General features: G+C 42.8%; 14 protein-coding genes. 2 read left to right on the top strand and 12 right to left on the bottom strand.

From position 1 onward, the window contains the following. Positions 1-14: 14 nt before the first annotated feature. From NSQ91_RS15030 to NSQ91_RS15015, 4 genes are all read right to left on the bottom strand, one after another. Positions 15-464 (bottom strand): MarR family winged helix-turn-helix transcriptional regulator, encoded by a 450-nt coding sequence (locus tag NSQ91_RS15030; RefSeq protein ID WP_076129332.1) that lies wholly within the window; start codon positions 462-464, stop codon positions 15-17. Between the two features lie 140 nt (positions 465-604). After that, positions 605-1,798: a metallophosphoesterase gene (locus NSQ91_RS15025; RefSeq protein ID WP_076305061.1), complete on the bottom strand. Its 1,194-nt coding sequence runs from the start codon at positions 1,796-1,798 to the stop codon at positions 605-607. Between the two features lie 152 nt (positions 1,799-1,950). Continuing rightward, positions 1,951-2,361: a bacteriohemerythrin gene (locus tag NSQ91_RS15020; RefSeq protein WP_081391930.1), complete on the bottom strand. Its 411-nt coding sequence runs from the start codon at positions 2,359-2,361 to the stop codon at positions 1,951-1,953. Between the two features lie 135 nt (positions 2,362-2,496). Next, positions 2,497-3,366 carry a cation diffusion facilitator family transporter gene (locus NSQ91_RS15015; protein WP_076129330.1) on the bottom strand — a complete coding sequence of 290 codons (870 nt, stop codon included), beginning with the start codon at positions 3,364-3,366 and terminating at the stop codon, positions 2,497-2,499. 249 nt (positions 3,367-3,615) lie between these two features. Here NSQ91_RS15015 and NSQ91_RS15010 point away from each other — a divergent pair, with 249 nt between their 5' ends. Further along, positions 3,616-4,974, top strand: coding sequence for a PQQ-binding-like beta-propeller repeat protein (locus NSQ91_RS15010; RefSeq protein WP_076305060.1), 1,359 nt, complete (start codon positions 3,616-3,618; stop codon positions 4,972-4,974). Positions 4,975-5,011: 37 nt separating this feature from the next. Here NSQ91_RS15010 and NSQ91_RS15005 read toward each other — a convergent pair whose 3' ends face one another. Beyond that, positions 5,012-5,515 carry a ferritin gene (locus NSQ91_RS15005; protein WP_076129328.1) on the bottom strand — a complete coding sequence of 168 codons (504 nt, stop codon included), beginning with the start codon at positions 5,513-5,515 and terminating at the stop codon, positions 5,012-5,014. 127 nt (positions 5,516-5,642) lie between these two features. Here NSQ91_RS15005 and nagZ point away from each other — a divergent pair, with 127 nt between their 5' ends. Beyond that, on the top strand, positions 5,643-6,941 hold the full coding sequence (gene nagZ / locus NSQ91_RS15000) for a beta-N-acetylhexosaminidase (RefSeq protein ID WP_076305059.1): 1,299 nt from the start codon (positions 5,643-5,645) through the stop codon (positions 6,939-6,941). 19 nt (positions 6,942-6,960) lie between these two features. Here nagZ and NSQ91_RS14995 read toward each other — a convergent pair whose 3' ends face one another. From NSQ91_RS14995 to NSQ91_RS14965, 7 genes are all read right to left on the bottom strand, one after another. Beyond that, positions 6,961-8,049, bottom strand: coding sequence for an efflux RND transporter periplasmic adaptor subunit (locus tag NSQ91_RS14995; RefSeq protein ID WP_076129326.1), 1,089 nt, complete (start codon positions 8,047-8,049; stop codon positions 6,961-6,963). A gap of 30 nt (positions 8,050-8,079) precedes the next feature. Beyond that, a complete protein-coding gene (locus NSQ91_RS14990) occupies positions 8,080-9,468 on the bottom strand; it encodes an ABC transporter permease (RefSeq protein ID WP_179086823.1) in 1,389 nt (462 codons plus the stop codon). Then, the gene (locus NSQ91_RS14985; protein ID WP_076129325.1) at positions 9,458-10,177 is read right to left on the bottom strand and encodes an ABC transporter ATP-binding protein; all 720 of its coding nucleotides are present in this window, start codon (positions 10,175-10,177) and stop codon (positions 9,458-9,460) included. The genes NSQ91_RS14990 and NSQ91_RS14985 overlap by 11 nt, the downstream gene beginning before the upstream one ends. A 39-nt stretch (positions 10,178-10,216) precedes the next feature. Next, on the bottom strand, positions 10,217-12,814 hold the full coding sequence (locus NSQ91_RS14980; protein WP_081391929.1) for a hypothetical protein: 2,598 nt from the start codon (positions 12,812-12,814) through the stop codon (positions 10,217-10,219). A gap of 132 nt (positions 12,815-12,946) precedes the next feature. After that, positions 12,947-14,275 carry a hypothetical protein gene (locus tag NSQ91_RS14975; protein WP_076194294.1) on the bottom strand — a complete coding sequence of 443 codons (1,329 nt, stop codon included), beginning with the start codon at positions 14,273-14,275 and terminating at the stop codon, positions 12,947-12,949. Then, positions 14,272-15,360, bottom strand: a complete 1,089-nt coding sequence (locus NSQ91_RS14970) for a DUF58 domain-containing protein (protein ID WP_076129323.1) — start codon at positions 15,358-15,360, stop codon at positions 14,272-14,274. The genes NSQ91_RS14975 and NSQ91_RS14970 overlap by 4 nt, the downstream gene beginning before the upstream one ends. A gap of 3 nt (positions 15,361-15,363) precedes the next feature. Next, positions 15,364-16,341, bottom strand: a complete 978-nt coding sequence (locus NSQ91_RS14965; RefSeq protein ID WP_076305058.1) for an AAA family ATPase — start codon at positions 16,339-16,341, stop codon at positions 15,364-15,366. Positions 16,342-16,414: the final 73 nt, after the last annotated feature.

Here is a 16,414-nt window from a genome sequence, read left to right as displayed (position 1 = left end):
TAACACCCTTTCTGTTATTCGAATGTACTCAGTTTTTGTAATAAAAAGATAAGTTGATGAAGCTCCTGATCATTCAGATTCTTCATTCTCTCTGCGACAGCCTGACGATTCTCTGGAAGATGCTCCAGAAGTAATTGCTGGCCTTCAGTCGTAATCGAAATGACGCTTTTTCTGCCATCCTTGGTATCATTCGAACGGGTTATTAATCCATCTCGCTCCAATGGTGTTAACAGCATGCTTATATTAGCTTTGGTAACTCCAATAATGTGAGCCAATGTAGAAGGCAGAATCGCACCTCCCTGTTTAGAGATCTCCACCAAGATACGAATTCTTGCTCCGTTCAATCCTTTCGACTGCCAATATTTCTCAGAAACAGAAACTAAATTTGCAGTAGCTTCAACTAATGTAAAAAATGCTTTGGTATGCAATGGCTGATTCAGCACAAACTGTTGTAAATGATCCATATTCTATAATTCAGCTCCAATATAGTTAAGTCCTTAACTAATTTTAAACATACTACACTCCTCATGAGTTGTCAAAAAAAAGAAGCTGCCTCACCTAGCAGATAAATCTGCTGATGAAACAGCCTCTATATAAACTCACTTTAGATTAACACCGTTTTTGTGGAAACAGGCTCTTCACTGTATTTTTTAGAACCCTCCAGCATAACCTCCAGCTTAATGATCTCCGACCGGCTTGCTAAACGAATTGGGGGGCCCCATGTTCCATAACCTGACGACACGACTACATGCAAATTCTCCTTACGAAGATATCCCCAGTCCAGCTCGAACAAACGTTTAGTGATCCAGTGATTAGGAGCAATCTGTCCTCGGTGTGTATGACCCGAGAGTAGAACGTCTACCCCAGCTTGAGCGGCTACGTCGAAGCCTGTAGGCTGATGATCCATCATAATCACAGGACGTGTAAGATCAAGTCCTTCGAGCAAGGTGCTTACACTTTGTCTGCCACCAGCTTCCATCGTCTCGGCTGTCTTGTCTTTTCGGCCTACAATATACGTTCCTGCGACTTCTTCAACCTCATCTTGCAGGACCTTGATCCCAATACTACTCATCAAATCGGTATATTCCTTAATTGATCCACCATAATATTCGTGATTGCCCAGTACTGCGTAGACACCATAACGAGCTTTTAACTGTTTAATCTGTTCACTCATACTATTGCGGATAAAAGGTTCAATGCTGTCATCCAAGACATCTCCAGCCAGCAAAATCACATCGGGTTGCATCGCGTTCATTTGTGCCACCATTTTTTTGAGATGACGATTGCCCACGATATTCCCTAAGTGCAGGTCTGAAGCAACCGCGATCGTTAATGGCGTGCTGGTGCCAATAGATTTATCAATAGGTATGGAATGTGTGCGGATCACGGTACTCCAGGCGTTGATTGAACCCCAGACCAGAAAGACTGCCAGTAATATCAGAATTGTCCCGCCCGCTTCTGCAATGTAATAGGTACGATTGATTCCTGACCATCCCAGTATCACATATAATAGGTCTGCCAAAGGTAACATAATGATTGCAAATTCCATACACGCTAAATAATACGATCCAATCACTTTAAAGAATCTGGCGATCGGTTTAACCGATTTTGGCCATGGGATCATTCCAATGACATACGCAAAAGCGATCAGCATAAATAATGTCCAGAATACTGCTGACGAAACACCTGAAAACCATTCATGAATAAGTAACCAGCCGTGATAGCCAATGTAGAAATTAACAAGACCCAGAATGAGCAGCATAGCAAATCCTGAAGCTAACATTCGTAATGTTTTCATCGTTTCTCTCCCCTTTACCTAACTACTTCTCTACTTCTTATCTCAAATCATAACACAAACCGTTAACCCAGTATAAACTGCAATGCGGTGTTCGGAAAACATCGGAACTAAAAAAAGAAAATGCCCATCGGCATCTTCTTTGGAGGTTTATCTTATATCGCTTTATCACGTGTGGCCATACATTGACCAATCAGCTTATCGCATTTATTGATGTGATTTATCAGCCAGTCTGTTAACGTTCGATTAAGCTTGATGGTTGAGAGTACGGATACTCCCTTTGTTTTGACCGTTTCTTCCAATTCGAGAACTGCCTTCACGAAATCAGCATGCTTCTGACGATGTTCAGCTAGTTCAGGGAAGTTGATCTCCTCCATCAACTGCTCTTCATTACTGAAATGTTCAATCGTGTATTCTTTTAAGAATTTCAGTGTTTCCTCAATCTTTTCTTTCCCTTGCTGATTACTGCATGCTTCAAAGAATTCGTTCAATTTCGCTAACAACTGTCTGTGCTGGCAGTCAATTTTTTCTACACCGATATCATATGAATCTTTCCAAGCGATCATGAAATCACCATTCCGTTTCTTGAAAATTACATTTTAATTTTATTTTCCACCTTTCTCCACAAAAGAACTATTAACAACATCACAGGTGCTTATATTCAACCATTAGCTGTACATATGGCACCTACTGATAAATATCTACTTCATCACGGGTTCGATATGTACAAGTACATTGGAAACTTGGTGCCGGTCTTTTAACTGTTCTTCAATTTCTTCCGTAATATCATGACTCTGCACTACACTTAGCTGAGAATCCACTAGCACAGTTGTGTCTACTAATACGTTATTCCCATGGATACGGGCTTTGATATCTTTTATGGATTGTACACCATCAATTTCTGCCACAGTTTCTTTCATATGTTCAAGCTCTTCCGCATCAAATCCGTCCGTCAGATCATGCGTAGCTTTGCTAAAGATATCCCATGCCGTCTTACAGATGATTAGTCCGACAATGATGGCTGTAAGCGGGTCAAGCCAAGGAACGCCCAAGGAGGAAGCCACAATTCCGATAAAAGCGCCCACGCTAACTATAGCATCTGATCGATTATCCAGTGCTACTGCCCGCATTGCGTTACTGTTAATGGCACGGGCCAGCCTAATATTATACATATAGACAGCCATCATAACTACAGCACAGCCCACTGCCGTCCACGCCGCTATGAGATCAGGACTTTCCAGTGCTGGTTGAATAAATTTGTTCACAGCTTGGTACAAAACTTGAAGCCCTACCGCAATCATAATGAATGAAGCAATTAATGAAGCCACGGTCTCCGCTCTAAAATGCCCGTAGCTGTGGTTCGAATCCGGCGGTCTTCTGGAAATCTTCAGGCCAATTAGTACCGCGATAGAAGCAATAATATCTGTACTGTTATTCAATCCATCTGCAAGCAACGCTTGAGATCCTGAGACCGTACCTATGAACAGCTTAATAGCTGATAAAAAGATATAAGCAACGATGCTTAGCCAAGCTCCTTTTTCGCCTTGTTTAATGTCGTTATAAGTTTCCAAAAAAAGAACCCCCAAAGAATAGTATTGTTCTATACTACACTTTGAGAATCGGGTGGGTCTAGAGAAACAGTGTTGCTACGGGGCGCAATAGTTCCCTCTGTCAAATAGAGTTGCAAGGTCGTAACTGTTTTGCAGGACGCAACATAGTTTGCCCCCGTTCAACTTTGCTTCCATTCTTCTGGAATAGTAACTTTTTGCTATTTTTATTGTCTAATTATAGTAATGACTAATTCAAAGGAGCGTGGAGTGATGATTCAGTCTTTGCCGAAGAAAATTGTTACATGTTTAGCTATAGGGAGTATTTTAATTCCAATAACAAACAGTGGATCAATGTCAGTCATTTCTGCAGAAAAAGCAATTGTAAGCCTAAGTAACACTTATTACAGTGAAGTCACAGCCCCGATCCTAAAACCTGTTTGGTCAGCACAACTCGCCATTTTAAAAAAAGACAGAATCACCGGACAGGACATTACAGCACTCGCGGAAAACGGGAAGATCTTTGCGTTGCAGCGCAATGAAAAATTAACCGCAATGAATGCGGCAACAGGCAAAAAAATATGGGAGTTCGGAAGTGGATTAGCGCCGCTATTCACGTACAGCAATGGATTTATCTACGGTCTAACCCAAAGCGGCTCCCTATATGCCGTTAATGAGGCAGGTAAAAAAGCATGGTCGGCTTCCATAACACTCCCCAAAGCTACAAATATACAGCGTTTAGGATCTACTATTTATGTTACTCAAGAGGAACAATTAGCAGCAGTTGACGCCGTAACCGGAAAGATCAAATGGAAGGCTGTAGAGAAAAGCAATAACTTTACAGGCTTATCAGAGGTCATGGAATCAGATGGGGTCGTTATTCGCAGCTATCTGTCTCAAGGGGCCTTAACAACTGCTGGACTCGCCGCTTATGACAGTCTGACAGGAAAAAAACTATGGGACCAGACCCGGCAGTGGATGCCGTTAGCAGTGAAGGATGGGCTCCTCTACTCTATCACGAATACATTTATGATGGATGATGACCCGGTAAATCGAAAAGTCAAAGTATCCGTGTTCAACATAAAGACAGGTGAATTAAAAGGAGAACGTTTATATAAATGGACAGATACCGAGAATAAAGATGGTGTGTACAGTTATAATGGGATGAATGGAAACGCGTTTTTGGATGGAAAGGACTTTTATATCTTTCAGGGCAGTAAGTTTGTGAAATATGATTTCTGGAATTATTCTGCAGAGGGTAAACCGGTGCAAACCTGGACCTCGATGGTTAAAGAAAAAGACTCTCCATTGAACCAAGTTTATCAACAAAGAATGTTATTTCAAAATCAAGATAAAGGTACTTTATCCGCACTTAAGCTAGGAACCGGCCAGCTTGTCGACCTCAATATTGGAGAGAATCCAGTGGTACAGACGGATCTGTTCGGAAACGTGGTTTATAGTGGACAATCTGATGGCCTATTTCACGCTTATGACATGTTAACTCTAAAGCCTATTTTCACTGTGAACACAGGCTCTCGTAACTTTGCCCCTTCCCTTAAAACTGGAGGGATGCTGATGATTCGGACGGATAATAAGCTGCTCGCGATTAAACTTCCTACATCTATAAAATAAAAAAGCCTGATTTCTCAGGCTTTTAGGCTTCAATAACTTATTCAGCCGGAGCTGTAAAAGTACGTGCAGCAAACTCGGCATCCAGCATGTAGAAGGCGTTGCTATCTTTTTCAATTCGTTTCAGTTTACTGATGATGTTGCTAAAAAGTGCTTCTTCTTCTACTTGCTCGTCTATAAACCATTTCAAGAAATAAATCGTCGCATGTTCACGCTCATCCAGAGCAAGGTCAGCCAAATGATAGAATCGTTTAGTGTTCTGCTGTTCATGCGCGAAGGCATGTTCAAAAGCATCTAACATCGAGTTATATTCGTTCTTCGGCTCTGGCAGTGCTTCTAGCGTAGCACGGTTATCCCGGTCGTTAAGGAATTTATAAATCTTCATGGCATGGAACCGTTCTTCTTCGGCTTGAATTAGAAAAAAGTTTGCAAATCCATCCAGACTTTCGCCGGAACAATAAGCAGCCATCGCTAGATAAACATGAGCGGAATAAAACTCGAAATTCATCTGTTCATTAAGTGCTTGTACTAATCCATCTTTCATTGGACCGTCACCTCATTATTCAAATTTAATATGTAAATATTTAAGTTTATCTTATCACCGTGCTTCTAAGTCAGCAAGGATTCCTCTCCCAATATCTAATTTAGCTAACGAAAGGACGACTATTCAGATGATTAGATTCACCCGTCACAGCCTAAAGCCTAAGATTTCCGGTACACTCTTCATTATTGCAGCTATGGTGTCACTGTTCCTCATTGCTGGCTGTTCTAATAGCAGCAGTAATTCACAGTCCGAAGCTACCGATTCACCGACCTCCCAATCCACACCTGCACCAACCACCAGCTTGGCTCCCACCCCCTCAGCAGTCAGCGATCCAATTGCTCTTCAGGTTGCTGAGATGACTTTGGAAGAAAAAATCGGACAAATGCTCCTAGTTGGAATTGATGGAACTGTCCTTGATGAGCAAGCTAAAAAGATGATTACCGAAGACAAAATAGGTGGAATCATCCTCTATAAGGACAATATTAAAAGCCTGAAAGGGATGATCAGTCTTATCAATTCTATGAAAAAGAGTAACACTGGTAACCCTGCCCCACTATTCATGAGTGTTGATCAGGAGGGTGGAAAAGTCAGCCGGATGCCTAAAGAATATGCTACATTCCCTTCTAACGGAACAGTGGGTGCAAGTAATGACGCTGCTGCTGCCGAGAAAATGGGAAAGCTGCTCGCAAGAGAAGTACGTTCAGCCGGATTTAATATGAACTTTGCTCCCGTTCTCGATATCAATAGCAATCCAGACAATCCAGTCATCGGAGACCGGTCGTTCGGCAATGCTGCTGGCCAAGTCATTCAACTAGGGATTGCCGAAATGAAGGGAATTGAGAGCGAAGGCGTCGTTCCTGTTGTCAAGCATTTCCCAGGACACGGAGATACTTCTGTCGACTCCCATCTGGATCTGCCGATTGTGAACAAAACAGCCGGTCAGCTAGCCGACTTAGAATGGCTCCCCTTCCAAGCAGCCATTAAAGAGGGGACGGACGCCGTAATGGTCGCTCATATTTTGTTTCCAAAATTAGATCCAGACAAACCCGCATCCTTATCGCGTACCATTATTGGTGAACAGCTTCGAGATGAAATGGGCTACCAAGGAATCGTAATTACAGACGATCTAACCATGGGAGCCATTATGAAGAACTACGATCTGACTACAGCAGCAGTAGATACTGTGAATGCAGGTAGTGATATTCTCCTTGTCGCTCACGGCTATGATAATGAAAAACGGGTCATGGACTCCCTCCTGCAAAACGTAAAAAACGGTAAGATTCAAGAAACACGGATTGATGAAAGCGTCTATCGGATCTTAGCCTTAAAAGCCAAATATAACCTTTCCGATGAGCAAATCCCGGTTCCTGATCTTACCGATCTTAATAAAGATATTAACGTTTGGCGTCAAACGATTGAGAAGTAAATCTAAGCGTTAGTCATTGTTACTGAAGAACAACAACATCTCCAACCTTCAACCCAGAGAGAACCTCTGTTTTGTCCGTAGTTTCCAGACCCACTTCGATGTCTTTTCGTTCATATTGCCCGTCCCCTTTATCCAGCATAACGTAGGAGAGGTCTCCTTCATGCATTACAGCTATGCTGGATACAACGGTGGCATTTTCTTTGCGAACTGTTTCAATTTCTCCGTTTAAGCTTAAGCCACCGATCAAATGCTCGTCAGGCTGCAGCGTGATAACCACTTCGAATTGAGGAACCGAACTGGCAGTAGCATTCTGACCTGAAGCTGTCTTTGCAAATTTCGCCACCTTCGTAACTTCTCCAGATAACTTCAAATCTTTTATAGCTGTCATTTTTACGTCAACCTTCATACCTGTCTTTATACGGAAGACGTCTTGTTCACCTACAAGAGCAATGAATTCTAGCTTGTTCATATCTACTATTTTTCCGATATATTGATTATCTGTCACTGTTTGCGGAATTTCGCTTGCACTGTCAAATAAGAAAATGCCGGTTGCCGGAGCATAATAAAGTGCTGTTTTGAGTTTGGCTTTTTTCTCTGTTAATTCGCGTGCTTGTATTTCGGCATTGACCTGATTAAGCTCGTCCCCTAGCCGTGTTGCTTCTTGGGCTGTGAGTGCTTTAATGCGTTCTGCTTCAGTCGCACCAAGGGCTGCATTCTCCTCGTCTTGCTGGCTCACAAATGCATTCAGCTCTGCTTCCAGCTTTGCTTTACGGATGGTCGCCTCTTGTGTAGCAATCTCATTCTTCAAGGCTTCCTGATCGAGAGTAAACAGTAAATCACCTTTTTTGACCTGTCCACCGTTCTCAACCTTCCACTTTGTCACCTTTGAAGCATATGGAGCATAAACAAGCGTTTCTTTCTCATAATTAGAATTACCTTTAACCTGTATGGAATTGGTAATGGTCTCCTGTGTGACCTCAAAAGTTATGGCTTGTGGGGGTTCAACAGGCTCTAACTGCGCTTCAGGCTTATACATCTTACTATATAGAAAATAACCTGCTGCAATTATAATCAGTACCAATACAATCCACTTGATTCTCCTCTTCATCACTTTGGCTTCCTTTCAACTTAAAAATAGCTAATCCCGTTTAATCGCCGTGAGTGCATTCGTTCTGGATGCACTGATCGCCGGATAAATACCCGATAATACCCCTGTCATTACCGCAAATGCGATCCCAACCGGAAGAGTCATCAGAGGAATATAAATCACCAAAGGCTCGCCTCCACCCATTCCTGAAGAGTTACCGATGAGCTTATTAATTCCTAATACAATCAAGTATGAAAAGGCTATGCCGAGCAATCCGCCCAACATCCCGAGCAATGCCGCTTCTGTAATGAACATATTGCGGATCTGGCCCATATTGGCGCCTAACACTTTCATAATACCGATCTGCCGTCGTCGTTGATGAGTGGACATAGTCATCGCAACGATAATGGAGATCGAAGCAATAATCAGAATAAATACACCTATACCGAGAGCTGCTTTCTTGACCATGCTGAAGGTATCAGCGAGTGCCTCTTTTTGATACAAATTTGTGCTTGTTGTTAAGGTAAGTTTCTGAATAAGCTTCTCTAGTTCCACGATATTCTCAGTGCTGTCTACCTTTACAATCGCTGAGTTATAGACACCCTTTTGCCCAGCGGTTCCACTCGATAGCTTCATTTGTTCTACAAGCCGCTCGCCAGTCTCTAGTGACACATAGATCTTCTTGTCGTACATAGCCATATCCTCGTTCGTTCCACTCGGGTTGTCGAGGATTCCCACCACTTGAATCGGTGAGCTAACTAACATCCCTCCGGTTTGAGAGGCGGGATCAAAAGACTGTAATTGAACCTGTTGCTTGTACATATCTGTTGGAAGCATGCTTAAGCTGTTGTACTGTTCCATCAACTTATTGTTATATGGATCTGTACTCAGTTGTTCAAAAAGACGCTGCCGAGTTTCGTTATCAATCAGTCCAACGGTTGCACCATAGTTCAGTACAGCCATTCCTACCAAATCAGAAGCTCCGCCTTGTTTGAATTTCTTATCATATTTCGTTAACAAGCGTAGATCCGTTCCAATAAGCTGTACATCTGTTATTTTATTATCGATAGTCAACATCTGTATGTACCCTAGCTCTTGAAAGGGAGCTGCTGCAGTTACATGCCGCAAGCCTTTAATAATCTCCAGCTTTTGTGCTGTCAGCCTGCCGGGATCAAGCTTTTCATTGGCCGCAGACGATCCGCTGCCACCGCTGCCTCCTCCTTGGGAGGGTATACCTCCGTTGGGAGACACCGTAATTTCATCCATTTTGAAATTGCGGTTGATTTCCCGCTCCGTGTAGCTCTGTGCGGAGTCTCCTATACTTAATGCAACTATGATTGCAGCACATCCAATGGATATGCCAGCCATACAAAGACCTGTGACAACTTTCCGCCGTTTGACCTGTTCCCAAGCCAAGCGGGAAATATCACTAATCCTCAATGAGTATACCCCCTTCGAGTTCAGTATTCGAAGAAGTTTGGTTTTCAGTAATCATATATCCGTCCCGAAGCGTGAATATCCGCTGCATTTGCTCCGCGACTTTTAGCTCGTGAGTTACAACTATGAAGGTGGTCTTCATCTTCTTGTTCAGGTTAAGCAGGATATTGATAATTTCTTCTTCTGTCTTCGAATCTAGGTTTCCGGTTGGTTCATCTGCAAAGATAACAGATGGTTCCGTAATCAAGGAGCGTGCAATACTAACACGCTGCTGCTGTCCGCCAGACAGCTGGGAAGGGAACAAGTCGGCTTTATCAGGAATGCCGACTCCTTCCAACAATTCTAAAGCTTTTTGTTTACGTATAGAGGGTGCAACGGATTGAAAAACCAGCGGCAGCTCTACATTTTCACGGACTGTCATGCTAGTAATCAGCTCATAAGCTTGAAAGATAAACCCGATATTTTTTCTACGAAATTCCGATAGCTTATTCTCACTCATCTTCACGATATCTTGATCGGCAATATAAATATGGCCTTCCGTAGGTTTCATTAGTCCTGCCATCAGATTGAGCATCGTTGACTTACCGGAACCCGAGCTCCCCAGCAGTGCTACCATCTCCCCCTCTTTCACAGAAAAGTCAATTTGATGAAGCACTGCTGTAGTTTCATTACCGTTTTTATAAGAATGCGTTACATTTTCCACTCGCAACATTGGAGCTGCTCCTCTTCGTACAATAATAGATATGAAATGCTATTTCTCAGTTACAACTGCTCTATCAATCTTGATGTTATAAGCTTGACTAGCCAGCTCGATCCGTTCACCTTGGAATTCATCGTACAGCGTGATCCGGTAGGTTCCTCCTGACAAATTCTTATACATATTATTGCTAAAGCTTGCTGTATACGAGTTGTTGGTCCCTTCAAGAATATCGGTGCCAATGTTCAAGCTTCGTTCCTGAGATAGACCATATGGATCCGTCATTTTGAGGACCAGCTTATGCGTGAAGGTTCCCATATCATAGCTGCTGTCACGAAGAAGATTGTAATTCATAACTATATTTATAGAGTCACTGCCTTGTAGTGAGCGCCCTTCCGAACTTAGAACGGACATGGTATACGGATAAATAGCCACCTTCGTCAAGTTCTTCTCTGGTGGTGTGATGACCGGATTTAATGACAGTGAAGCCATATTAATAAATCCAGTGGATTCCTGACCGGGTTCCGTCAGCTTATTCCCAGTAATCCCTGGCCCAAGGAACAGGCTTACATCAGAAGCATTAACAGCCTTGGGAACCTTAGCCCAAAAGGTGATTAATTGCTTACCGCCTGGAGTAGCAGACGTATCCGGCTGATTGGCTGTAGCTTCGAATAGCTGACCATCTCCCGTTTTGTAATAAGCTTGGAGGCGAGCCATTTTGCTTTGTCTTTTCTCTTCACTGCTCAGAAGCAGCTCTGTGTATACGAGATTGGAGTTAAGTCCTTCATAAATAATGGTTTTGTTCTCTTGCACTTTTGCGTTTTTGCCTTTACCAGAGATAACATAACTTCCTCCAGTTTCAATAGAGGCTACAGCGTTCATCATGCTGTTCGTAGTAACTGACAGGAACGAGCTTTTCTCTTCTTTTACCATAGAATAAAGATTTAATTTTAATTTATCGAACTCTTGTGTATAAGGAATTTTGGCAAACACATAGATTTCAGCGTTTTTTCCGGGCCCAATCGTTGAAGTTTCCTTATCCATAAACAATTCCGTTGAAGATGACATGTCCTCATTGTCTACCTGAACAGCTCCCTTTAATTCCGGCAGAGACAAGGCAACCGATTGGGTATTCGTAATATTTAATCTGGCAACAACGATATCATCGTCTTTCCATGGAAAGCGCTGCAAGGAAACTAAACTATAAGTAAACGTCCCATATTCATTTGTTGCTCTATATTCCATACCTTTCTGTATCTCAGGACGCAAGGTATAGGAGATCGTAAAGTAAGCAACCGGAACCGTTAGTTTAGCTGTGTTGCTCGTAGCGACATTGGTTCCACCAGTGCTTCCAGTTGCTACACCTTCTCCAGTAGTTCCCGTTTCACTATTATCTGGAGCAGAAACAGCCTCAATCATCTGCAATTGCAGTGAATTCTGTTCTACCTCAAGGGGTACCTGTGCGGTAAGCGGGATGATTTTTTCCTCCAGCGGTTTTATGGTTAATCCGCTCAAGCCCTTAGAATTGATCGGAAAGGTTGTCCCCGTTGAGGATTTGACAGCAAGCTCATAAGAAGGTAACGTAACGGCTGTCTTTCCTGTATTCTTCACTCGCAGCTGAAAAGTCCAGAATCCCTTATTGTTCTCTGCGTATACGGTTGCGTTATTTAATTGGGTTTCAACCGTATTGTTATTGATGGTAATTTTCTTGATTACACCTTTGCCAACTACCAGATTTGGTGTAGTAGCCGCAGGCAGCTTGTACGAGGATTTGGCAATCTCCAGCTTCAGCGCCTCATCCTTTTGGGTGAATTGCAGTTTCATATTCTCCGTCTTCATATACGAAGGAATTTCTGTAAGATAATAAATGGTTTTTTTCTCTTGGGGCTGAATTTTATAACTAAGCTGAGAACGGTCAAGGGCTAATTCATACGAGCTTCCCCCTGCCGAGACCAAATATGCTGCGTAACCAGGATCACTTAATACTTTGCTGCCTTTATTGGTCAAGCTTATGCCCACCTTGGCATAAACCTTTCCGCTGTATTTGTAGAGCTCCAAGGATTCACTTTTAGCAATAACCGGAATGTCATTCATTGTAGTGCTTACATTTTTTCCGTTTACAGCGGTTGGCGAATAGTTGGCGGGTATATTAAAAGTTCCTACTTGCTTGAGATACCCCTTGGTTTTGGAATCCCAAACGTACATTGGAATCTTGATACCTTTTAACGAATTTACCTGGCCAACATTAACATAATATGTAACGCGCAAGCTTTCGTTAGAACCCACTTTTTTCTTAGTAGCGTCCGCACTTAGTGGATTCCCTGGAATAACAGAGCCGCCAGAGGTCATAACTCTCGAAAAATAATACAGTAGGCTAGCACTTTTGTTGCTGCCATTCGAATAGTTAATTGTATAAGTTAAAATATTGCCTCCAGGCTGTGACCAAATATTCACATCTTCCAGTGTAGCTTTGATATTAGCTCCTAAAGAAACGGAACCCAGATTACTAGGAGCTGTTACAGTTGCAGCAGCTACCGCCAATTTTGGCTGAACAGAACTAACTGCAGCAGCCGAAGCGGTATGCCCTGTCAACTGGCTTATGACAAAGGTGCTTAAGAGTAAAACAACATATGTACTGCTATGCTTTCTCATTGACTTCCCTCCACGAGTATTTTACTAGAATTATTATAGTGGTTAGCACAGATCCAATTGTATCCATGTTGTAACTCTTACAGGTCTTTTGTAACCTATTTGTTCCAATTTGCATATATTCTGAAAATGATTCTATAATTTCAGTTGATTTTTCAAAGCTGCAATATCAGAAGCGGCAGGCTCATCTTCTCCGTATCTAACTTTTTCATATATTTCAATCAATTGATCTGCTGCTAAAGAATCATCATCACCCTTACGTTTATGCTTGCTACGATCTCCCCATAGCAAAACATCCCTTTTTGTTTCCTGCGGCGTAAGATAACTTTTCATTTCATAACCGTTATCGCGCTTTATATTAAGCCACCGCCGATAAAGCCAACGGACACGTTCCTGCTCGCCATTCATCTGATCCCAGCGATCCTTACGATGTTTTGAAGGAAGACGAGAGCTCCAGAAATCCTTTAACCCTCGAACGGTTTGTTCCCAAGTAAAGACGCTTTTCTCCTCGTCAAGATATGCTGTATTATTCTTAGGGGTATGTTCCCTACGTAACATCGATAACAATGCATCTATGACTTTCCGCCACTTTTCTCCAGCATTTCTGTACAACCAGCGAAGTGCATAATAGGCTGCAAACCCCAATAATACCGCCGCCAAAATATAAAACCCGTATTCTAGTATAATAGCTAGCCAGCCACGCTTTTGCTCGCCAACAGGTGGTAACATCGGAGTTGCTGGCGGCAATTCTGCTGGCGGAGGCTCTGGTTCTTTTGTGCCAGAAAATAACTGATTAATAAAATTGAAAAATGAGCGTAAGAGTCTCCATACCAATGATCCTATAGCTTTACCGACACCTGCCGCTAGTACAGCTGCAATAACTCCAATCACAATGACATATATACGATTATTCCGTTGTATCCCTTTGGGCAGCGTTTCATTCTCTTCAGTAAGTGCGCTGTATCGTATATAGCTGCTATTAGAAATAAGTAAAGTCAGTATTAAATACAGACTGCCACACCAGGTCAATAACGGCACACTTGGCTCCAATTCAGGAACTCTATGAAACGCTATAGTTGCCACAAAATAGATTATTATACCTATCCAAAACATTCTGAATCTATTATTTCTAGAGTCTACCGTCATCCCTAAGAATGTACATATAATTCCAGCCACACCTAAGGGAAGGCTTTCGATGGATAAACTCCCTGAAGCCACACCTAATAATGCCCCGAGGATTAAGGCGGCAAGTAATTGCTTCCATCTTACATTGCAAAAATTGCGCAAAAGAATGCCTGCTAAAGCTAGTATAGGCAGCGCAATCAACCATATTTGTTCATCTTGTTGGGGCAACAAATATATCTGAAATAGAACCCAAACCGGTAGAAATAGCAACAATTCAATAATAGACCACAACCAGAGTTTCACTGTTTCCCTTACATAGCCAGACAACGTAAGCTTCATGCGCTCTCTCTCCCTTGTTCCGGAATATCCAGCCATTCCACACCATTGCCTTGCTGCATTAGGAGATCCGTCGCCTTTTGCAATTCTGCTCCCCTATGGCAGCTTATGATTAGAAAATCTGTGTCACTAATTCCACTCTCAACCTGCAATTCCAATAGTCGACTCATAGGAAGTGTTCTATCCAGCTTCAGCCTTGCCAGGAGCTCTAACATATCTTCGAGCTGAGCCATCGGCTCTGCTTCAATTGGATCTCTTTCGCCAGCATCGTCCAATCTGCCATTACAGATTAATCCGGTCTCAATTCCATGCTGCATTGCGTATTCAGCTATAGTCGCTGCATATCTTATTCCTTGCTCGATTCGTTCCACATCAGTCACCGTTCTCCACATGGAATCACTGTCCTCTATATTCAGACAGATGACGAGCCGGGAATCAGCCGTGTAATCTTTTTTATGAACCTGCATAACACCAGTACGTGCTGTAGCCTTCCAGTTTACCAATCCCATAGAATCTCCTGAGCTATATTCACGAATGCCAGCAGTCAGAAAAGGGTCTTCAACGATCCATCTTTTCACAGGAAGCTCACCCAGCCAGCTATGAATGGGCAATGGAAGCTCGTCTAGATTCAGCAGAACGGGATAGATCAACAACTCTAACTCGAGTGGATATGTTTTGTTTTTTCGAGTCAAACCAAATGGATCTCCCGTTGTCATAGTCACGGATTCCAAACGATATAAACCACGGCGCTCACATGTCACTTGATGCCGTCGTTTAATATGACGATAAGATTTTAAATAGAATAAACTAATATGATTCTGAGAGATTTCACCTGTACTAATCCCAAGATTATCCTGACTTCCAAATTCCAGACCTCTCGCAATACTAGACTCCAATCGGAGCCACGGCAAAGGAAGAAGCTTCGCATTAATGATCTCCTCGATCATCTCAATACGTTCTCCTTCATAAGCAGTCTTACTTGAAAAATAACGAGAATAACTAAGCGCTTTCAGACCATTCCGTTTATAAATGTCAGCAAGAAGTAACACCAACGCCACTGTAATGAAAATGAACCAAGGCAAAGCCATAGGTCATTCCACCTTTCCGCCTCTTAAGGACGTCACGGGTTCAGCAGGCACCTCAACTTCACGAAGCACTTGCAATACAATATCCGCGGCTTGTCCCTCTCTTGAGCCTAATCCCCGATGAAGCAGCAGACGATGTGCAAGCACGGAAGCAGCCACGGCTTTGATATCATCCGGTGTTACATAGGATCTGCCTTGAATAAGTGCATATCCCTGAGCTGATCTAAGCAACGCGCCACTGGCACGTGGACTCGCACCCAGTTTTACTGCCGTAGATTTGCGGGTAGCTTCCGTTATCCGTACGATATAACCTAATAAATCATCACTGATACTTACCGATGCGGCTAAACGCTGTGCGGCTTGAATATCTTGTGCCGTTGCTACAGGAAAAGACTCTTCGAGCGGATTATTCTCACGAAAACGCTGCAAAATATGTATCCCTTCATCAAAGGTAGGATAACCCGTAGTAATCCGCATCAAAAATCGATCTAATTGAGCCTCAGGCAGTGGGAAGGTCCCTTGGTTGTCTATCGGATTCTGAGTAGCAATGACAAGAAACGGTGCTTCTAATCCGTGCGTTACCCCATCGATAGTAATTTGCCGTTCCTCCATACACTCCAGTAGGCTGGATTGGGTTCTAGGTGTTGCACGATTAATTTCGTCAGCCAGCAGTATATTAGCAAATACCGGACCCGGTCTGAACTGAAACTCTCCCGTCTTCTGATTGTAATAGTTGATCCCGCTTAAATCGGAAGGCAATAAATCCGGCGTAAATTGTATGCGCTTAAATGAACAATCCAATGATTTGGCAAGCACCTTTGCCAGCAAGGTTTTACCCGTACCAGGTACATCTTCCAGCAAGACATGTCCATTCGCAAGTAATGCGGTCAGCAGCAGGTCTACTCCCTCCTCTTTTCCTACAATGACTTTGGCAAGATTGCCCCTAATAGATTTGATAAGTTCAGCTACTTCTTGAAGATTCATGTGAATACACCATCCAATCTGAGGATAATTATGTAATAAGTGCTTTAATCATAACAGAAAGCGTACCCGATTT

This window comes from Paenibacillus sp. FSL R7-0048, assembly GCF_038004505.1.
GTDB lineage: Bacteria > Bacillota > Bacilli > Paenibacillales > Paenibacillaceae > Paenibacillus_AQ > Paenibacillus_AQ odorifer.
This window is presented reverse-complemented; position numbering and strand designations above follow the sequence as displayed.

Excerpts from the sequence above, each read along its gene's own strand:
- NSQ91_RS15030 (WP_076129332.1), bottom strand. The coding sequence starts at position 464 with ATGGATCATTTACAACAGTTTGTGCTGAATCAGCCATTGCATACCAAA.
- NSQ91_RS15025 (WP_076305061.1), bottom strand. The coding sequence starts at position 1,798 with ATGAAAACATTACGAATGTTAGCTTCAGGATTTGCTATGCTGCTCATT.
- NSQ91_RS15020 (WP_081391930.1), bottom strand. The coding sequence starts at position 2,361 with ATGATCGCTTGGAAAGATTCATATGATATCGGTGTAGAAAAAATTGAC.
- NSQ91_RS15010 (WP_076305060.1), top strand. The coding sequence starts at position 3,616 with ATGATTCAGTCTTTGCCGAAGAAAATTGTTACATGTTTAGCTATAGGG.
- NSQ91_RS15005 (WP_076129328.1), bottom strand. The coding sequence starts at position 5,515 with ATGAAAGATGGATTAGTACAAGCACTTAATGAACAGATGAATTTCGAG.
- nagZ (WP_076305059.1), top strand. The coding sequence starts at position 5,643 with ATGATTAGATTCACCCGTCACAGCCTAAAGCCTAAGATTTCCGGTACA.
- NSQ91_RS14995 (WP_076129326.1), bottom strand. The coding sequence starts at position 8,049 with ATGAAGAGGAGAATCAAGTGGATTGTATTGGTACTGATTATAATTGCA.
- NSQ91_RS14985 (WP_076129325.1), bottom strand. The coding sequence starts at position 10,177 with ATGTTGCGAGTGGAAAATGTAACGCATTCTTATAAAAACGGTAATGAA.
- NSQ91_RS14980 (WP_081391929.1), bottom strand. The coding sequence starts at position 12,814 with ATGAGAAAGCATAGCAGTACATATGTTGTTTTACTCTTAAGCACCTTT.
- NSQ91_RS14975 (WP_076194294.1), bottom strand. The coding sequence starts at position 14,275 with ATGAAGCTTACGTTGTCTGGCTATGTAAGGGAAACAGTGAAACTCTGG.
- NSQ91_RS14970 (WP_076129323.1), bottom strand. The coding sequence starts at position 15,360 with ATGGCTTTGCCTTGGTTCATTTTCATTACAGTGGCGTTGGTGTTACTT.
- NSQ91_RS14965 (WP_076305058.1), bottom strand. The coding sequence starts at position 16,341 with ATGAATCTTCAAGAAGTAGCTGAACTTATCAAATCTATTAGGGGCAAT.